17 protein-coding genes are annotated in these 19468 nt (G+C 53.0%); 16 read left to right on the top strand and 1 reads right to left on the bottom strand.

Annotated elements, in window-relative coordinates; all coding sequences use genetic code 11:
- Positions 1-72: 72 nt before the first annotated feature.
- The 13 genes from ACTS9Y_RS10540 (at position 73) to ACTS9Y_RS10600 (ending at position 14514) form a co-directional block, all read left to right on the top strand.
- Positions 73-570 carry a sigma-70 family RNA polymerase sigma factor gene (locus ACTS9Y_RS10540; protein WP_442585881.1) on the top strand — a complete coding sequence of 166 codons (498 nt, stop codon included), beginning with the start codon at positions 73-75 and terminating at the stop codon, positions 568-570.
- The gene (locus ACTS9Y_RS10545) at positions 567-1529 is read left to right on the top strand and encodes a FecR domain-containing protein (protein WP_442585882.1); all 963 of its coding nucleotides are present in this window, start codon (positions 567-569) and stop codon (positions 1527-1529) included. The genes ACTS9Y_RS10540 and ACTS9Y_RS10545 overlap by 4 nt, the downstream gene beginning before the upstream one ends.
- A gap of 97 nt (positions 1530-1626) precedes the next feature.
- Complete coding sequence (locus tag ACTS9Y_RS10550; protein ID WP_442585883.1) at positions 1627-4068, top strand: TonB-dependent siderophore receptor; 2442 nt, start codon at positions 1627-1629, stop codon at positions 4066-4068.
- 36 nt (positions 4069-4104) lie between these two features.
- A complete protein-coding gene (locus ACTS9Y_RS10555; RefSeq protein ID WP_442585884.1) occupies positions 4105-5250 on the top strand; it encodes a PepSY-associated TM helix domain-containing protein in 1146 nt (381 codons plus the stop codon).
- A complete protein-coding gene (locus ACTS9Y_RS10560) occupies positions 5247-5423 on the top strand; it encodes a hypothetical protein (protein WP_442585885.1) in 177 nt (58 codons plus the stop codon). The genes ACTS9Y_RS10555 and ACTS9Y_RS10560 overlap by 4 nt, the downstream gene beginning before the upstream one ends.
- A 223-nt stretch (positions 5424-5646) precedes the next feature.
- Positions 5647-6987: a GTPase HflX gene (hflX, locus tag ACTS9Y_RS10565; protein ID WP_442585886.1), complete on the top strand. Its 1341-nt coding sequence runs from the start codon at positions 5647-5649 to the stop codon at positions 6985-6987.
- A gap of 212 nt (positions 6988-7199) precedes the next feature.
- The gene (locus ACTS9Y_RS10570; protein ID WP_442585887.1) at positions 7200-7778 is read left to right on the top strand and encodes an RNA polymerase sigma factor; all 579 of its coding nucleotides are present in this window, start codon (positions 7200-7202) and stop codon (positions 7776-7778) included.
- Positions 7775-8638 carry a FecR family protein gene (locus ACTS9Y_RS10575; RefSeq protein ID WP_442585888.1) on the top strand — a complete coding sequence of 288 codons (864 nt, stop codon included), beginning with the start codon at positions 7775-7777 and terminating at the stop codon, positions 8636-8638. Before ACTS9Y_RS10570 ends, ACTS9Y_RS10575 begins: the two co-directional genes overlap by 4 nt.
- Positions 8639-8741: 103 nt before the next feature.
- On the top strand, positions 8742-11156 hold the full coding sequence (locus ACTS9Y_RS10580; RefSeq protein ID WP_442585889.1) for a TonB-dependent siderophore receptor: 2415 nt from the start codon (positions 8742-8744) through the stop codon (positions 11154-11156).
- Positions 11157-11449: 293 nt separating this feature from the next.
- A complete protein-coding gene (locus ACTS9Y_RS10585) occupies positions 11450-13069 on the top strand; it encodes a PepSY-associated TM helix domain-containing protein (RefSeq protein WP_442585890.1) in 1620 nt (539 codons plus the stop codon).
- Positions 13066-13380 (top strand): hypothetical protein, encoded by a 315-nt coding sequence (locus ACTS9Y_RS10590; protein ID WP_442585891.1) that lies wholly within the window; start codon positions 13066-13068, stop codon positions 13378-13380. The genes ACTS9Y_RS10585 and ACTS9Y_RS10590 overlap by 4 nt, the downstream gene beginning before the upstream one ends.
- Positions 13377-14180 (top strand): DUF3325 domain-containing protein, encoded by an 804-nt coding sequence (locus ACTS9Y_RS10595; RefSeq protein WP_442585892.1) that lies wholly within the window; start codon positions 13377-13379, stop codon positions 14178-14180. Before ACTS9Y_RS10590 ends, ACTS9Y_RS10595 begins: the two co-directional genes overlap by 4 nt.
- A 1-nt stretch (position 14181) precedes the next feature.
- The gene (locus ACTS9Y_RS10600) at positions 14182-14514 is read left to right on the top strand and encodes a hypothetical protein (protein WP_442585893.1); all 333 of its coding nucleotides are present in this window, start codon (positions 14182-14184) and stop codon (positions 14512-14514) included.
- 40 nt (positions 14515-14554) lie between these two features.
- Here ACTS9Y_RS10600 and ACTS9Y_RS10605 read toward each other — a convergent pair whose 3' ends face one another.
- Positions 14555-15451, bottom strand: coding sequence for a LysR family transcriptional regulator (locus ACTS9Y_RS10605; RefSeq protein ID WP_442585894.1), 897 nt, complete (start codon positions 15449-15451; stop codon positions 14555-14557).
- A gap of 107 nt (positions 15452-15558) precedes the next feature.
- On the opposite strand from ACTS9Y_RS10605, the gene metE reads away from it, so the two are divergent.
- The 3 genes from metE (at position 15559) to ACTS9Y_RS10620 (ending at position 19403) form a co-directional block, all read left to right on the top strand.
- Complete coding sequence (gene metE, locus ACTS9Y_RS10610; RefSeq protein WP_442585895.1) at positions 15559-17850, top strand: 5-methyltetrahydropteroyltriglutamate--homocysteine S-methyltransferase; 2292 nt, start codon at positions 15559-15561, stop codon at positions 17848-17850.
- A gap of 198 nt (positions 17851-18048) precedes the next feature.
- On the top strand, positions 18049-18561 hold the full coding sequence (locus tag ACTS9Y_RS10615; protein WP_442585896.1) for an RNA polymerase sigma factor: 513 nt from the start codon (positions 18049-18051) through the stop codon (positions 18559-18561).
- The gene (locus ACTS9Y_RS10620; RefSeq protein ID WP_442585897.1) at positions 18558-19403 is read left to right on the top strand and encodes a FecR family protein; all 846 of its coding nucleotides are present in this window, start codon (positions 18558-18560) and stop codon (positions 19401-19403) included. The genes ACTS9Y_RS10615 and ACTS9Y_RS10620 overlap by 4 nt, the downstream gene beginning before the upstream one ends.
- Positions 19404-19468 lie beyond the last annotated feature (65 nt).

Here is a 19468-nt window from a genome sequence, read left to right on the forward strand (position 1 = left end):
GGTAACTATTGCTTAGACTGGCTAAAGTTAAGTATCATTGATAATGATTCTTATTAAAAGCAAGTTATGTCAATGTCTGACCCAACTGTACAACAGCAATTGCATCATTTGTACAGTCATCATCATGGTTGGTTAAAAGCCTGGTTGCGAAAAAAGCTCTCCTGTCAGCACGCGGCGGCTGATTTGGCGCAAGATACCTTTGTACGCCTGATCGTTTCAGAAAAAAGACCTTTGCCAGAGCAATCTCGCGCCTACCTCACGCAAATCGCCAAAGGCCTGATGATAGACCTCTACCGGCGTCAGCGCCTTGAATTGGCATACCAGGAGTGGCTGTTGCAACTACCATCAGTCGATACGCCTTCTCCCGAACAACAGGTAATCGTGTTGCAAACACTGATCCAGTTTGACAAGGTCATGGGGCAACTGCCAGGCAAAGTCCGTGAGACATTTATGCTGTCTCGCTTCGAACACCTCACCTATAGTGAAATCGCCGACCGGCTTGATATTTCTGTCGCCGCCGTCCGTAAATATATGCTCAAGGCCACACTCGCCTGCATGGAGTTAGTATGAACCAACCCCGTGCCATGAATCACTCGGGCGATTATGCAGGTGTGCAACAACAGGCGTTGGAATGGCAGGTCCTGTTGTGGTCTGGTGAAGTGACTGCGGCTGAGCAGCAATCTTTTGAGGAGTGGTTGACTGCCAGTGACTTGCATCAACAGGCCTGGCGTGAAATCGCGGTGATGCAGCAAAAACTGCAATTGGTGCCTGACCGCGCGATTGCATTACTCAAAGATGAAACACATTCCGCCAAAAGACGTCGCTTATTGCAGATGCTGGGGCTGGCTGTGGTCACCACCGGTACAGTACCCTTGGTGCGCAATAGTGAAAACTGGCAAACGCTGGTGGCTGATTACCGCACACATACCGGGCAGCAAGAAAAAATCATGCTGGCGGATGGCAGTCAGCTGATGATGAATACGGCAACTTCTGTTGATATTGCCTACAGCGACCATGAGCGCAGGCTCATTTTGCGACAGGGCGAGATATTTATCAGCACCGCGGCTGATGAACTGAGGCCGTTATTGGTGCAGACGCCACATGGCACAGCGCAGGCATTGGGCACACAGTTCAATGTACGTCTCAAGCCGCATGAAACCAGGGTTTCGGTACACCAAGGGCAAGTGAAACTGCGTCCTGAGCGCGGGGCGCCTAGCCTGGTCATTGCCAGTGGCCACCAGGCAGGGTTTTCCAACGACAGCGTTACAAACCTAACGCCGACTACCAATGAAAGCGCATGGCTGGATGGAAAGCTGGTCGCAGAACAAATGCGCCTGGGTGCTTTCCTCGATGAGTTGAGCCGCTACCGTTCCGGCGTGATCCGCTATGATCAAACTGTGGCGGATATGGCGGTTTCAGGTGTGTTCCCGTTGCTTGATACAGATAGGGTATTGCAATCTTTATTACAAGCTTTGCCATTGCGGATAGATTATTTTTCCAGTTATTGGGTGACGGTACATGCGGTTTAGATCTGCCTTGATACAAAAAAAATCGCTTCAGGTGTAGCACTTTTATTTTCTCGTTCGGGATAGGAGAGAAGACTATTTTTTCAACGAGGAAATATCCATGCCCCACTCAGTTCAACATCAGGCGACATTGCCTGTGTTCCGTATCCGCCAGCTTGCTGGTTTGCTCCTGCTTTCCGGCCTGGTCTCTGTGGCGTATATGCCACGTGCCTATGCGGAAGCGGCGCAACAGGCGCAGGCATCTATCCAGGCTTTCGATATCGCCGCCGGATCGCTGGATCAGGTACTCAATGCTTATGCAAAGCAAACCGGCATATTGCTGGTGATTGATGCCAAGCTGACCCAGGGCAAGCAAAGCCGTGGCTTGCACGGGCAATATGACGTATTGCCTGGCTTGAATGCCATTCTGGGCGGCAGTGGCCTGCAGGCAGTCACGCAGGAGAATGGCAGCTATAAATTACAGAAAGCGACACTACCATCACCTGTGGCCAGCGGCGTCGATACATTGCCCGAAGTGGTGGTGGCGGATGCAAAAGTGAAAGAAGAAAACAAAGTATATGCCGGGGCACAGGTCGCGCGTCAGGGCCAGGCTGGCATACTGGGGCAGCGTGATTTCCTCGATGTCCCGTTTAATGTCACCAACTACACCGCAGACATCATCGCTGACCAGCAGGCACGCAGTATCGGCGATGTATTGCAGAATGACCCTTCGGTCAGGCAAACCAGTGCGCGTACCAATATCAATGAAGATTTCTCCATCCGCGGCTTTACGGTTGCCAGCCAGGATATCGCTTTAAATGGCATGTATGGATTGATGCCGTATTTCCGCGTGCCGGTCGAAATGGCAGAACGTATTGAAGTACTCAAAGGCCCTAGCTCATTGCTGAATGGCATGCCGCCAAGTGGCAACGTAGGCGGCAGTATCAATATCGTGCCCAAACGTGCTGCGGATGAGGCTTTGAGCCGCTTTGGTGTCACCTACATGAGTGACTCAGTGTTTGGCGGTACCGCCGATCTAGGCCGCCGTTTTGGTGGAAATAATGCCTTTGGCGTCCGCCTGAACGGCATGTACCGCAAAGGCGATACCGCGATCGATCGCCAGAAGCTGGAAGAATTCATGGGTAGCCTGGCGCTGGATTATCGCGGGGAAAAGCTACGGGTGACTGCTGATTTTATCAACCAGCAGGAAACCATTAACGTGGTGGTACGCCAGTTTACGGCAGATGCCGCTTTGGCCAGCATGCCAAGGGCGCCTGACAATAAATTGAACTACCCGGGTTATGGCCATTCGCAAATGAAAGACCGCTCCATGGTCTTGCGTGGTGAATATGACATCACGGATGCGATCATGGTCTATGCCGGCATAGGTAGCCGTAATAGCCAGATGGATGCCGTTGCCGGCAACCCGGTACTGACCAGTGCGAATGGCAACTTTAATTCTACGGCCATGTGGCAATTGTTTGAAGTGAAATCAGAATCGTTTGAAGGCGGTGGCCGCTTCAAATTCAGCACCGGTCCGGTAGGACATCAGGTCAGTGCCGGTGTCACCAAGGTCAGCCAAAACACCAACATTCATTTTGTGCCGGTCTCTGGCAATATCAATAACAATATTTTTTCACCCGTGTATATCAGCACGCCCAGCACCTCGGGCTTGAGTGACAATATGGTGAGGTTCGGTGCTATCACACTGACCAGTTATGCTCTGGCAGATACCTTGTCTTTCCTCGATGACACTCTGCAAATCACCCTGGGCGCTAGGCACCAGAATGTAGAGCAACAGGCTTATAGCCTGCCGACTGGTGATAAATCAGGTGCCAAGTATGATCAGGGCGAAGTCACACCAGTGGCGGGTGTAGTTTTCAAGCCGTGGGAGCGCGTTTCTTTGTATGCCAATTACATTGAAGGTTTAAGCCAGGGTCAGGTCGCGCCGGTAGGTACTACCAATGCCGGACAAACATTCTCACCCTATAAGACCAAGCAAAAAGAGGCTGGTGTGAAAATGGACTGGGGCAAAATCGCCACCACCGTCAGTGTGTTTGAAATAGAGCGCCCAAGTGCGGTGACGACTGCGAACACATTCAGCGTCAGTGGCGAGCAGCGCAATCGCGGTGTGGAAGCGAACGTGTTTGGCGAAGTCGTGCCAGGGGTGCGCTTACTTGGCGGTGGCGCCTTTACGCAAGGCAAACTGGTCAAAACCCAGGGCGGTGCCTTTGATGGCAATACGGCAGTGGGAGTGCCTGACTGGCAGGTCAGTCTGGGTGGCGAATGGGATCCGGTACCTGTCAGCGGTCTGACACTGACTTCCAGGGTGATTTACACCAGCAAGCAGTATGTGGATCAGGCGAATAACCTGTCTATCCCAAGCATTACCCGGTTTGATATCGGTGCCAGATACAAAGCCAAACTGCATGACACGCCTGTGACCATACGTGCCAATATCGAGAACCTGTTTAACCGCGATTACTGGAATACTTCGAATGAAGGTTATATCTACCTCGGCATGCCGCGCACGCTGCTGTTGTCGGCAACGGCAGACTTTTAATCACACGGTGTCAGGTTCAGCTAAAGAAGTCATCTTATGAGTATCCGCAAGTGGTATTTGATTCACAAGTGGACCAGCCTGATCAGCACAGCATTTTTACTGATGCTGTGCATCACCGGCTTGCCCTTGATCTTTCACGAAGAAATCGAGCACCTGGTTGGTGTGGTGGAAGCCCCAGCCATGCCGGAAGGTACGCCGAATATCAGTCTGGACAAAGTCGCGGAGGCCGCCAAAAAGCAGCGGCCTCAGGATGTGATCCGATTTATGTTCTGGGAGCAGGATGAACACCCCAATGTCACCCTGGTTTCCATGGCAAAAACCATGGATGCTGCGCCTGATGATTCCAATATCGTGCTGATAGATACCCGCACTGCCAAAGTGCTGGACGCACCACCGCCTGACCGTGGGTTCATGTATGTGATGCTTAAACTGCATGTGGATATGTTTGCCGGCATACCCGGCATGCTGTTCCTGGGCCTGATGGGGCTGCTGTTTGTGGCTGCCATCGTCTCCGGAGTCGTACTTTATCACCCGTTCATGCGGCGCCTGGCATTTGGCACAATCCGCCGGGAGAAACAGGCCAGGCTGAAATGGCTGGATATCCATAACCTGTTGGGGGTAGCTACGTTAGTGTGGGCACTGGTGGTGGGGATCACAGGCGCGATCAATACCCTGAGCCAGATCGTGATATTTGTCTGGCAAAGTGACCAGATGGCAGAAATGATTGCACCTTACAAAGGGTTACCGCCACCCACGCAATTGGGTTCGCTGCAAGACTCTATAGAGACCGCCAAAGCGGCGGTTCCGGAGATGCATGTCAGTTTTGTCGCTTTTCCCGGCAGCATGTTCTCCAGCCCGCATCACTACACCGTGTTCTTAAAAGGTAACACACCGGTCACTTCACGTTTGTTACGCCCGGCATTGATTGATGCGCAAACGGCAAAATTGACCGATACCAGAGAAATGCCCTGGTACGTGAAAACCCTGTTGCTTTCACAGCCCCTGCATTTTGGTGATTACGGTGGTTTGCCGCTGAAAGTCTTGTGGACATTATTAGACTTGGTGACGATCGTGGTGCTGGTCAGTGGCCTATACCTCTGGATCAAGCGGCGACAGCATACTGAACAGCGCATCAGCGAGCTGGAGCAAAAGCATGCGCAAGCAGTTAGGGGGACATCATGAATAAACGCTTTATCCACATATGGGGTTGGCCCATCGTGCTCGCCCTGCTGACCGGGTTTGGTTTATTGTCTGCCTTGTTGGGCACAGGCATCTGGCACTGGCTATCATGGGCCGCCATCGCTACCCCGCTGTTGATGATGGGGTATTACTGGCTAATCGATAAAACCAGATAAATGATGGCTTAGTAAAAAAGACGCGGTAACAGTGCGTCTTTTTTGTTTCAATACATTGTTAATCCATCTTATTAAAGTTGACTAAGCTGAATGCGCCCAACGTTTTGTCTGCCATGACATTGGTGAAAGTCATTTTTTCGACTTTATCTAAATCCGCATGATGGTGACGCTCGCATTTACGGGTACTATCTAGCCTCTCCCATTCAAGCGATGCTATCCCCTAATGCAAAATGAAGTAAAAGAGCCCGTCAGACATGCCGTTGTTGCAGCTGTCCAACTGCCAAATGTCAGCGATGTGGAGTTTGAAGCCTCTCTCAACGAACTGCGCGAGCTGGCAAAAACGCTGGGCTACAAAATCGTAAACACATTTGTGCAGAAGCGCGCTAGCTTTGATACCACCGGTTATCTTGGGATAGGTAAGCGCGAAGAAATTCGCCATTATGTAAATAATGAATCGGTAGAAGAAGCGTCACTGTCGCCGGATGCAGACTTGCCCGAGATAGAAGCCGTACTGGTAGACCACGAAATCTCGCCGGCTCAGGCGCGCAATCTTGAAATCGAAGTGGGTTGTGAGGTGATGGACCGTACCATGGTCATCTTGGAGATTTTTCACCGCAATGCCCGCTCACGCGCCGCACGCGCGCAGGTGGAGATTGCCCGCCTTGGCTATATGGCGCCACGGTTACGCGAGGCAGCCAAGCTGGCAGGTCCGCAAGGGCGTCAGCGCAGCGGGGCGGGTGGCCGCGGGGCAGGTGAATCGCACACAGAACTGGATAGACGCAAGATCCGTGACCGCATCGCCGATCTGCAACAGGAAATCATCGTCATGGACGGCGAACGCAGAACACAACGCGCACGCCGCCAGGAGCGCCAGACCATGGCGAGTGTCGCCCTGGTGGGTTATACCAATGCCGGCAAATCGACCTTGATGCGCGCACTGACAGGTAGCGAGGTGCTGGTAGCGAATAAACTGTTCGCCACGCTGGATACCACGGTGCGGGCTTTGTATCCGGAAAGTGTGCCGCGCGTGCTGGTCAGCGATACTGTCGGCTTTATCAAAAACCTGCCGCATGGCCTGGTGGCTTCTTTTAAATCGACGCTGGATGAAGCGCTGGATGCTTCCCTGTTGTTACATGTGATCGATGCGAGCGACCCTGGTTTTGAGCGTCAGCTGGAAGTGACAGATAAAGTGCTTGAAGAGATCGACGCTGATCTGGTGCCGCGTATCCGCGTATTTAACAAGATAGATTTTGTTGGTGACGCCACGGCGCAAGCCGAATGCGAGGCTGCCCTGCGCCTGAAATATCCGGATTGCATCGTGATGAGTGCGCGCCGCCCCGATGAAGTGGCGAGCCTGCGCCAGAAGATTGTTGATTTTTTCCAGCAGGACCTGGTAGAAACCGAGATTTTCCTGCCCTGGACAGCACAACAGTTACGCGGAAAAATCTACGCCACTTGCCAGGTATTGAATGAGCGCTCAGAAGACGAGGGTGCTTTTTTCACCGTGCGTGGCGAGCAAAATGACATTGATAGTTTGCGAGCGCAATTATTGCAGGTGCAATAAATAATTAGAGATGTGATGGTGGCCGGATATGCCGGCGCTGCCTGGTTTTTGCTTAGCATGGATAGACACAGCGCAGGTGTTTTTCATCCAAGGCCATCATGACAATATTGCTGAATATGATCTCGTGATATTGATCGTTATGGCGGCACTCTGAAGAAAAGCTGGATATATTAAACGATAATCGTTATCATTTAAGGCTGTTTTGATTATCCATGATTGGCCATCTCCCGTTGTCGCAACAGCCCAAATATCCTTCTTTGCTCCATGCCTTAACCACCCATTACGATGACCTGATCGATTATGTCAGGCGCAAATTTGGAGGACGTGAGTTCGGCGGTCGTGAGTTTGCACAGGATGTGGTGCATGACTTGTGCGTCAAATTGATTGAACGCCCTATCCTGCTCGAGATCCAGCAGCCGCTGGCCTATCTGCGCAAAGCTTCCACCAATGGCGCGCTCAATCGCATCCGTAGCGAAAACCTGCGTGCCGAATATATCGATGTGGTCGACGAACTGCCTGATTATGCGCATGCAGAGTCAGGTGAGTATCTGCTGGCCCTCAAGCAAAATGTGCTCAGCCTGCATGCGGTGATTGAAGGCCTGCCGCCGCGTGCCCGCCAGGTGTTTCTACTGCACCGGCTGTATGACTTCAGCCAGCAGCAAATTGCCACAGAACTAAATATTTCTAGAACCATGGTCACCCAGCATTATCGCCGGGCGATACGTGAGATCGCCGAAAAATGGCCGCCACTGCAACAGTATTATCAATCGCGCTGGGGGGATCAATCGTGAGCAAACCTGCAAATCAAGCGGCATCTCCGCAAGCATCCGCTGTACGTAAAGATGTTTTTTCACCTTACGAAGACGAATTACGGGCGTTGTTTCCTTCAAGTGATGCGATCTTGCAGGAAGCAAAGCAACTGAGCCACAAGCGTAAAAAAGCCAAGAGTCGCAGCATCGGCACGGCGGTTTTATTGCTGGCCATCGCGACGTTAGTGATAGATCCGGCCTGGCAGGTAGAAACCCTGTCCACCTCTATAGGCAAGCAAGCCAGCCATGTGCTGCCGGATGGCAGCAGCGTGGTGTTGAATACCAATAGTGTCCTCAGGGTGGAGCAGCATATACGCACACGACAATTGCAGCTGGTTCAGGGGGAAGCGGCTTTTGCCGTGAGTCATGGTTGGCGGCCTTTCAGCGTGCTGGCCAGAGATGTACGCGTGAAAGATATAGGCACCCGTTTTAACGTCCGCTTGAAAGCCGACAGTGTGCGCGTGGCGGTGCTGGAGGGGACGGTTGAGGTGAATGCCGGAGCCCAGTACCAGATCCTCACCACCGGGCAGGCGATAGAATCACAACTGGGCACCCTGAGCCATGTGCACCCTATCAACCTGGATCATGAAGCAGCCTGGCAACAGGGCAAGCTGGTGTTCAATGGTGCGCCATTGCGCCAGGTAGTCAACGAAATTCAGCGCTACAGTGCCATGACCATACAGGTTGATCAGGCCGCGGCAGGCATACGTGTCTCTGGCGTCTATGACACCGGAGCAGTGGAAACACTGATTCAGGATCTGGTACAGAGCCTGCCGGTTGAAATAGCCCATACAGCCGATGGCGAAGTGCTGATCAGGAAAGTCCACAAGCAGCCCTCCTGAGTGCTGAATAAAAAAAATTCTGCAACGACCTACACATTTTTTTGTTTCAAGTGCCAACCCTAATGAAACCTTCATTCAGAAGGTGAACCGATAGGGGAGTTTCATGTTTTCTATGCATCAACATGCCCGGCAAAACAATCTGGCCGGATTCAAATTAACCTTGGCAGGCCTGCTGTTATCAGCGGCCATGCACACCCAGGCGGCACCGCTGGAACTGGATATCCCGAGCCAGTCGCTGGATCAGGCCCTTAACGCACTGGCGTTGAAATCAGGCGAAAGAATTTCTTTTTCTACTGACCTGACTGAAAAGCACACAGCACCTGCGCTTAAGGGGAAATATGAATTGCGCCGGGCGCTGGAAAAACTGCTGCAAGGTTCTGGCCTGATCCTCAAAGACACCGGTAACAACAGCTTCACTGTCGTGCGGGCGGCTGACCAGCAAGTCAGTACCTTGCCGGAAGTCCTGGTGGCAGATAAAACGCAGGACGAGTCACTGACCGAAGGCAGCGACTCTTACACCACCCAGTCCATGAGTACTGCGACCCGCCTGCCACTGTCTATCCGTGAGACACCGCAAGCCGTGACCGTGATCACACGCCAGCGTATGGATGACCAGGGCATGCTCAATATCACGGATGTCGTCAAAAGCACGCCTGGTGTGTTTCTCAGCAATGCAGATGGTACCGGGCGCCCCAATTTCGAGGCGCGCGGATTTGGTGTCAGCAATATCATGTATGACGGTTCGCTGGCGCCATGGTCCTCTTACATCCCCAGTGCACAAGCTAACCTGGCCATGTATGACAGGGTTGAAGTCGTACGTGGCGCAACTGGTTTGATGCAGGGCGCAGGCAATCCTTCGGCAGCCATTAACCTGATACGCAAACGGCCGACCAGCGAATTCAAGGGCTCTGTCACTGCCTACGCTGGCAGCTGGGATAACTATGGCAGCATCCTCGACCTGGGCGGCGCGATGAACGAAGCCGCTTCGGTACGCGGGCGTGTAGTGGCTTCGGTGCAGGACTCGGGCAGTTTCCGTGACGGGCAGGGCTATGAAAACCACCTGCTGTATGGCATCAGCGAGATCGATCTTTCTGACAAAACTAAACTGACAGTGGGTAGTTTTACCCAGAAAGACCGGACCGACGGATCATGGTGGGGCGGCCTGCCAGTCAACCCGGATGGCAGCCATGTTAGGCTGAACCGCTCCGTCAGCCTGGCGAATAACTGGGAATACCTGGACCAGGAAAACAAGAGTCTTTTCGCTATTCTGGAACACAGTTTCAATCAGGACTGGAAGTTCAGATTAAGCACCACTTATATGTGGAACCACACCGATGGCGTTGGTACTTTTATGCGCACCACCAACACTGGCGGCACGATCAGCCGTGACCTGATGGCCTGGCGTGGCGACCAGGAGAACAAAGCCTCCAGCTATGACCTGGTGGTGAACGGCAAATATGATTTGTTCGGGCGCCAGCATGAATTGGCATTTGGCGGCAACCGTAACCAGTTCGACGCCAGCCCTAACAATTACCGGACCACCTACTTCGGCAGCAATACCGATATCTATAACTGGAGTGGCAGCGCCCTGGCCAAACCGGCGCTGCCTTATGCGAACACCGGGCATACACGCATACAGCAAGACGGCGTGTATGTGACCTCCCGCCTGAATCTGGCCGATGACTGGAAACTGATATTAGGTGGCCGGCTGGACTGGTATGACTTCGATAACTACCGCAACAACTCGGATTATGAAGTGGTGCGCAATGTCACACGTTATGCCGGGCTGATTTACGATATCAACGAGCAGCATTCACTCTATGCCAGTTTTACCGATATTTTCAGCCCGCAAAGCAGTCTCGGGCGCGATGGCAATGTAATCAGACCTATCGATGGCGAAAACTACGAGTTGGGGCTCAAGGGTGAATACCTGAATGGGGCGCTGAACACCAGTGTGGCCGTGTTCCAGATCAACCAGAACAACCGCTCGCGCGCGGTCAGGGATGTCAGCCAGTGTACGGTAGGCACCAGCTGTGCCGAAGCCAGTGGCGAAGTACGCAGCCGCGGCGTGGACATGGAAGTGCAGGGCGCATTGCAGCCCAACTGGCAGATCGGCGCTGGCTATACTTACACCAATACCGAGTACATCAAGGATGACAGCTATGATAAAGGTGACCGCTTCAATACCTTATCGCCCGAGCATATGTTCAAATTAACCACCATGTACCGTTTGCTTGGCGACTGGTCAGACTGGCGGGTAGGCGCTAACGTATACCGTCAAAGCCGCATTTACACCATCGCCTCAGAAGCAGGCACCACGGATGATGTTGAACAGAAAGCCTATACGCTGGTAGACCTGATCGTCGGCTACAAAGCCAGCAAGGCGCTCGATTTCCAGCTCAATATCAACAACCTGCTGGATAAGACTTATTACCGCGGCGTTTCCTCTGCCAACTGGGCCTGGGAAAGCTATGGTGAACCCAGAAGCGCCAGAGTCACGGCCAGATATACTTTCTAGTCGCACATGTGGGTAAACATGCCTTCCTGGCTGACATCAGGAGGGCATTTTTATGGAAGACGATCTGTGTACCAGTGTTGGTTTTGTCAGCAACAGGTACTGAATAATCAATCAACCAGATAAAAATTAATTTTTTTGCAGGTTGAGGTGTCCTTTTTTAATTCTCGCGTGTCATTACATGTAAGAAGGCTAAATTTAACTTGTTGCCCCGGCTGAAGTGGCGGGCAGCAGTGAGAGATTCAGGCGGATAGGATTGCTATCCGCTTTTTGATTGAAAAGAACAAGGATTTGTTGTGAAAGATGGTTTTCGCCAGAGCATGGCCTGGCTACATACCTGGGCAGGCTTGCTGGTCGGCTGGGTATTGTTTTTTATGTTCGTGACCGGTTCCACCGGCTACATGAACGCCGAGATCACGCGCTGGATGCAGCCGGAGCTGCCCTTAGCCAAACCAGTGGTAGAAGTGCCCGCGGCACAGGTGCTGAAAGTGGCGTTCGACAGGCTGGCGCAGGTGGCGCCTAATGCCAGGATGTGGAGTGTCACCTTGCCACATCGTGGCGTCGCCGAGCGTAACGACCGGGAAGCCGCGATAGGCTGGGAGGAGATGCCACGCCCTGGCCAGGAGCGCGGGCGTAATGGCAACGAGAATATTGACCCGCTCACCGGGGCGCATGAGCAGCCGGTAGAAGGCAGAGAAACGGGCGGCGGTTGGGAGCTGTATGAGATGCACTATGCGCTGCATTACATCGATTACGAGATCGCGTTCCGTATTGTCGGCGTGTGTACCATGTTCATGTTTCTGGCAATCATCAGCGGCATCATCACCCACAAAAAAATCTTCAAGGATTTTTTCACGTTTCGTCCCGGCAAGGGGCAGCGTAGCTGGCTGGATGCGCACAATGTCATCAGCGTGATGGCGTTGCCGTTCTTCATCATGATCACTTACAGCGGGCTGGTGTTTTACACCTTTCAATACATGCCTACGGTGAAAGATGTCATGTATGGCAGTTCAGAAAAGCAATTGCGCCAGTTATATGACGAGCTATTCAAACGCGACTCAGTCGATAAGGTGTTCACACCGGTCACACGCCCTGTGGCTGACGTGGATAAGATGATCGCGACTGCCCAGGCTGCCTGGGGGCCGGAGATGCCAGTGGCGATGGTGACATTGCGGCACCCGGTCAATGAAGGCCCTTATGTAGAAGTCATGGCCTGGTACTCGTCTATGCTGAATCGTGGCTTCCCGCCCAAGTTGCGCTTTGATGCGGTCACCGGTGCACCTGTCACATTCGACCATGCAACGAATGCCACCATGCTGACACGCAATGTGATGCTGGCTTTGCATGAGGGGCACTTCGCCGGCTGGTGGTTGCGCTGGCTGTATTTCCTTTCTGGCGTGCTGGGTTGCGCGATGATAGGCACCGGGCTGGTGCTATGGACAGTCAAGCGCCGCAATCAATATGTAGGGAAACATGGTGATACTGGAAAGCAAGCAAACCTGCCAGGCTTGGGTCATCGCCTGGTAGAAGCGCTGAATGTAGGCACCATCGTCGGCCTGCCAGTGGCCGTGGCCATGTATTTCTGGGCGAACCGATTATTGCCGGTAGAGATGGCAGACCGCGCCAACTGGGAGATCCATTGCCTGTTTGCCGCCTGGGGCTGGATGTTTATCTACGTGGGTTTGCGCCCGCTCAAGCGTGCCTGGCTGGAAAGTCTGCTGATCGCAGCCGCGGCGTTCGGGCTGATCCCTGTGCTGAATGTTTTGACCACAGACAAACACCTGGGCGTTTCGCTGCCGCACGGCGATTGGGTGCTGGCAGGCTTCGACCTGACCATGCTGGGATTCGCCGCTGCTTTTGCCTACATCGCCTATAAGCTCAACAAGCGCTGGTTGCAGCAGAAAGCCAGGTCATGAAGAAAATCACTGCCATGAAACTCAGCAAGCTGGCGCGCTATCGGCTGATGGTGGCCTCGCGTATCCTGGCCGCCATCATTGGGGGTTATGCGCTCACCTCTGCATTATCTGTGCTCCTGGCCTTGCTGCTGCCTGTGTCCCGTTCAGAAGCGACACTGGCGGCTACCATGCTGAGTTTTGTCCTCTATGCAGCGGTGGTGCTCTGGGTATTTGCAGCGCGTAGCGTCATGCATATCTGGCTGTGGCTAATAGGGGCTGCGCTGCCATCGTGGTTGTTATGCTGGTGGCTGATGCCGGGAGCAGCATCATGATGATGGCTTACATCGGTGTGTTCTTGTTTGCCCTGGCCGGGTTTGCCGCGCTGGCGATGAGTATGGAAAAACATAGCCGCGAACTGACCGGGCATATGCTGAATATTGCTCAGCGAAACATACTTTATTGGCTGGGCTGGGGCTTGCTGGCGGTCGCACTGGGGCTAGGCGTGGCAGGCTGGCACTGGAATATCGGCCCGGTGCTGCTGTTAGGCTCACTGAGTGCTGCCGGTATGCTGCTGGTATTTCTGCTGCCGTGGTGGCCGCTGCAACCCAAACACGCTGCCCGTAAAGAAAAACCGTTGCCGCCTTATCCTGACTGGCCGTTGCCGGGGGTTGCGCGTGTCGTATTGCTATTGGCATTAATCGGGTTGCCCGCCTGGGTAGTATTCAATGCCTGGAAAATGTCCGAACAGGCGGTATTGCGTGAAGATGCCATCCATGGACAGATAGGTCCCTGGACCTTTGTCATCGCCGAAGAAAACCACGACGGCCCCGAGTTTTTTGCAGGCAACACCCCGGTCAAGGAGTTTCACCTGCGTTTTTGTGAGTCTTGTGACAGCGAGATCCGAGCCGCTTATCTCAAGATCCGCAAGCCACGTTCACTGCGTGCGGCCGGGCTAGCTTTCCATGGTGCAAGATGGACGCGTGAAGTGGCCATTTACATTCCGCCGGCAGCCAGGCTGCAAGATCAACTCTGGCTCACGGTAGAGAGCAAAACGGGCGAGGTTTACCAGCAGGCGTTCGCGATCGAACGCTTGTCACCCGCCACCGCGCGATTTATTCAGGAGAAAAAATAATATGCGGCTTGTCTCCCTGTATGCCGGTATCGGTATGTTATTCGCGCTGATGGTGTGCTTGCCTGTGCAGGCGCATGGTGTACATATCCCGATTGGAAAATGCTGGGTCGAGGCCAAGAATATCGTCTGCGAAGGCGGCGAGTCGGATGGCCATCCGCTGGACGATGCCCTGGTAGAAGCCATTAGCTATAACGAAAAAACATTGTTCTCCGGCAAGTTGGATGACCATTCCCGTATCCGCTTTCCACGTCCGGCAGGGCCATTCTATATCTTGATTGATGCCGGCCCCGGCCAGGTGATCGAGCTGGACTGGAAAGATATCAAAGGGATTTAATACCTTTTCCTGTTTGAATATGGCGGCGGATGCGCTTCAGTCATGCTGAGTGTGTGGCATTGGTCTTCGCCAGCTGAATAAACGCCTGCACATAATCAATCTGCACATCTGTTTCGCGTATGCCCAGGTAAATCTGTTTGGCGATGCCTTGTTTCCCTAGTTGTACTGGCGTCACATCAAAGCGGCTTTGATATTCCTCCACCAGCCAGCGCGGCAACGCCGCGACACTCCGGCCACTGGCGACCATTTGCAGCATGATGTCGGTGGTTTCTATCGGTTTGTGCACGTGCGGGCTAATGCCGGCCGGTTGCAAAAACTGGTTATAAATATCCAGTCTGTCTATCTCGACCGGGTAAGTGATCAGTGTTTCGTTGCTTAACTGTTCTGGCACCACATAGGCAGCCTTTGCCAGTGGGTGCTGGTTATTCACCACCAGCACTTGCTCATAATCAAACACGGGTTGAAACACCAGGCCGGGTTTATACAGCGGGTCCGGTGTGACCAGCATATCAATCTCATAGCCAAACAGCGCGCCTATGCCGCCAAACTGGAACTTCTGTTTCACGTCTACATCCACATCCGGCCAGTCCGCCAGATAAGGGGACACCACTTTCAGTAACCACTGATAACACGGGTGGCACTCCATGCCTATGCGCAAGGTGCCACGCTCGCCTTGGGCAAACTGGCGCAAGCGTTCTTCAGCCAGTGAAAGTTGTGGCAACAGCCGGTTGGCGACCGCCAGCATATATTGCCCGGCCTGGGTCAGGCGCAAACTGCGGCCTTCGCGCAGCCAGATATCCGTGCCCAGTTGTTGCTCCAGTTTTTTCATGGAATGGCTTAATGCAGACTGCGTCAGAAATAACTTCTCTGCGGCGGCTGTGAGTGAACCCTGCCGTTCAACCTCGCGAATAATCGCTAAATGAATACGTTCTATCATGGTTAATGTATGAATAAAATTAATCGATAGTTGAAATAATACCATTTTACTTCATGATTGGTGTTTTCTAGAATGCGTGTTCTCAAACGATGAATAACGAGGCTAGCATGGTCACCACACACAATCTTGGATTTCCGCGCATAGGCGCAAAACGTGAATTGAAATTTGCTTTAGAAGCTTACTGGAAAGGGCAGTCTTCATTAGAAGCTTTAAAGCAGACCGGTAAAAATTTACGCGCAAGCAACTGGGCGTTGCAAGCTGGCCTCGATTTAGCGCCAGTGGCGGACTTTGCGTTTTATGACCAGGTGCTGGACATGAGCTTCACCCTGGGTAATTTGCCAGCACGGGTACAAGATTTTCATGGTGATGCGCTGGATAACTATTTCCGTGTCGCGCGTGGCCGTTCCGTGCAATCTGGCGAAGATCACGCCCAATGCTGTGGTGGCGTGGCCGCCGGTGAAATGACCAAATGGTTTGATACCAATTACCACTATATCGTGCCTGAATTCACCACTGACACGCAATTTAAACTGGATGCGACCCGCCTGCTGGAACAACTGGCTGAAGCCAAAGCGCAAAACGTCAAGGCCAAGCCGGTCATTATTGGCCCGGTGACTTACCTCGCGATCGGTAAAACCAAAGATGATTCGAATCAGCTGGCTTTGTTGCCGCAACTGTTGCAGGTCTATACCGAGTTGCTGGAAACCTTGGCCACGCAAGGCGTGGAATGGGTGCAGATTGATGAACCTATTCTGGTGACAGAGCTGGATGCAGAGTGGCAGCACGCGTTTAACCTGGCCTATCACCAGTTGAAGAGCAGCCGCGTGAAGCTGCTGGTGGCCACTTATTTTGGCCAACTGGCGGATAACCAGTATCTGGCCGCCAATTTGCCGGTGGCTGGTTTGCATGTGGATGCGATCAACGCGCGTAGTGAAATCGTACCGCTGATAGGCATGTTGCCTGCGCACAAAGTACTTTCTGTGGGGGTGATCAATGGCCGCAATATCTGGAAGACCGATTTAAACGCCACCTTAGACTGGCTGGAACCGATTGCAGCGCGCCTGGGCGACCGTTTATGGACCGCGCCATCCTGCTCATTACTGCATGTGCCTGTGGATTTAGACAGTGAGCAAACGCTGGATGGCGAGATCAAGTCCTGGCTGGCGTTCGCCACCCAGAAGTTGGAAGAATTGAGTGTTCTGGCGATCGCCCTCAACCAAGGCCGTGACGCTGTGAAAGACGCACTGGCAAGTAACCATGCAGCGATCGAAGCGCGCCGTACTTCACAGCGCGTGAATAATCCGCAGGTAAAAGCCGCATTAGAAACCCTGACACCACAATTGAGCCAGCGCCAGCATGCCTATGGTGTGCGTGCGAGCAAACAGGCGGCATTGCTCAAGTTACCTAAATACCCGACCACTACCATTGGTTCTTTTCCGCAGACCGCTGATATCCGTCATGCCCGCAGTGAATTCAAGGCAGGCCGCCTGGATGCCGCTGGCTACAAAACAGCGATGGAAGCTGAAATCGCGCGTAGCGTGAAAGAGCAGGAAGCCCTGGGTCTGGACGTGCTGGTGCATGGTGAAGCCGAGCGTAATGACATGGTGGAATATTTTGGCGAGCAGCTGGATGGCTATGCGTTCAGCCAGTTTGGCTGGGTGCAGTCTTACGGTTCGCGTTGCGTGAAACCACCCATTTTATTTGGCGATATCAGCCGCCCCAAAGCCATGACGGTGCAATGGATCAAGTATGCACAATCCCTGACCAGCAAGCCGATGAAAGGCATGTTGACCGGCCCGGTGACGATACTGAACTGGTCATTTGTGCGTGATGACCAGCCACGGTCTGTCTCATGTTACCAGTTGGCGCTGGCGATCCGCCAGGAAGTGCTTGACCTGGAAAAAGCCGGCATCAGCGTCATCCAGATCGACGAAGCGGCGCTGCGTGAAGGGCTGCCGTTGCGTAAAGCACAATGGCAGGCGTATCTGGACTGGGCAGTGGAGTCATTCCGTATCACCGCCAATGGCGTGGCCGATGAAACACAGATCCATACCCATATGTGCTATTCGGAATTCAACGATATCATCCAGTCGATTGCCGCCATGGATGCCGACGTGATCACCATTGAAACCTCACGCTCGGATATGGAGTTGCTGGATGCGTTCAAGACGTTCAAGTATCCGAACGAGATCGGCCCGGGTGTGTATGACATACACTCACCGAATATCCCCAACCAGGCCTATATGGTGAAGTTGATGCAACTGGCGGCTGAGCGTGTGCCGGCAGAACGGTTGTGGGTAAACCCCGATTGCGGTTTGAAAACCCGCCAGTGGGCAGAAGTGTTACCAGCGCTCACTAATATGGTCGCAGCGGCGAAAACATTGCGGGCAACAGCATAACTCCTGCATTGTTTAATTAAAAAACAGCTGCAAGTGCGATTGCGCTGGCATCCTGAAAAGGGGTGCCAGCGTTTTTTCGCTTAAAACTGACACTGCCATGAAATTTGCGTTTCTTCACCTATTTGAGAATGATTTTCATTTGTAATTTTATGATGAGGACGCTAAGATAGCCGTTTATTTCATTCCCGCCTATTTACCGTGCTGCTTCATCCGGAACATTCCAAACTTGTAGTCACCCTGGTTTATCACTATGACGAACTGGTCAGCTATGTGAAACGCCGCTTTGGTGACCATCATTTTGCACAGGATGTGGTGCATGATGTCTGCATAGAGTTGATGGAACGCCCGCCAGTCAGCCAAGTGCATACGCCGATGGCATTTTTACGCAAGCTTTCACGCAACCGCGCGATTGACCGCTACCGCCAGTACCAGACCCAGCAGGCACACCTGCAGACTTTGCAGGAAACCACCGTGGATGCACATCATATCGATGGCGAACGGGTACTACATTTTGTGCAACGGCTGGAAGCGCTGAAACGCATGATCGAGGCTTTACCATCCCGGCAAAGACAAGTATTCCTGTTACATAAGCTGCATGATATGCCGCAACAGGAAATCGCCGACGAGCTCGGTATTTCGCGCAATATGGTGACGCAGCATTTCAGCAAGGCCATGGCAGCGATCAACCTGAACTGGGGGCAAACCGCATGAAAGCCACCGCGAACGAACTGGCCGCATTGCCCACCGCTTCCGCTGCAAATGATGCGTTGAATCCGTACAAGGAAGCATTGCGCGAGCATTTCCCTACCCGTGAAGCATTGCTGCAGGAAGCCAAACAGCAAACAAAACGGCAACGCCTGCTGAAAAAAGTCGGCGCTGGCATGGCCTTGTCACTCACATTGGCCATGAGCTGGGTGATAGACCCGGTATGGCACAGTGAAGATATGCGCACGCTGGTCGGCCAGCAGGCGAGCTACACCCTCAAAGACGGCAGCCATGTCGCGTTAAACACCAATAGTGTGCTGGTGGTCGAGCAACACCTGTATTCGCGACGCCTGCATTTAAAACAGGGTGAAGCCTTGTTCACGGTAGATCATGGCTGGCGGCCGCTCACCGTATATGCCAACCAGACCCAGATCAGGGATATCGGCACGATCTTTAATGTGCGCAACACGGCACAAGGCGCGGTGGTGACTGTGGTGGAAGGCAGTGTAGAGGTGCGCACTACCCACGCACAGCGCATCCTGACCAGGGATATTTCTGTCACCACGCAAGCCGGTATGATTTCTGAAAGCCGTTGTACTTCGGCCAATATTGCCTGGCAACAGGGGCGTCTGGTGTTTGATGGCACCCCGTTGGCCGATGTTGTCCTAGAGTTGCAACGTTATCATCGCGGGAAAATAAAGATCGCCGATGCCCGTGTGGCGCAATACCGCTTGTCTGGTGAATACGATATCAATGCCATTGATGCATTGATTGATACGCTGCCAGAGATCATGCCGCTGCGTGTCGCAAGGCAAAGTGACGACACCATTGTGATTCGACACCACTAAAAACTTGAGGATCTCATCCGTCGAAAGCGCGTGATGGACGGATGAAATCTGATCAGCAACTAGCT

The organism is Methylophilus sp. (genome assembly GCF_052173275.1).
GTDB lineage: Bacteria > Pseudomonadota > Gammaproteobacteria > Burkholderiales > Methylophilaceae > Methylophilus.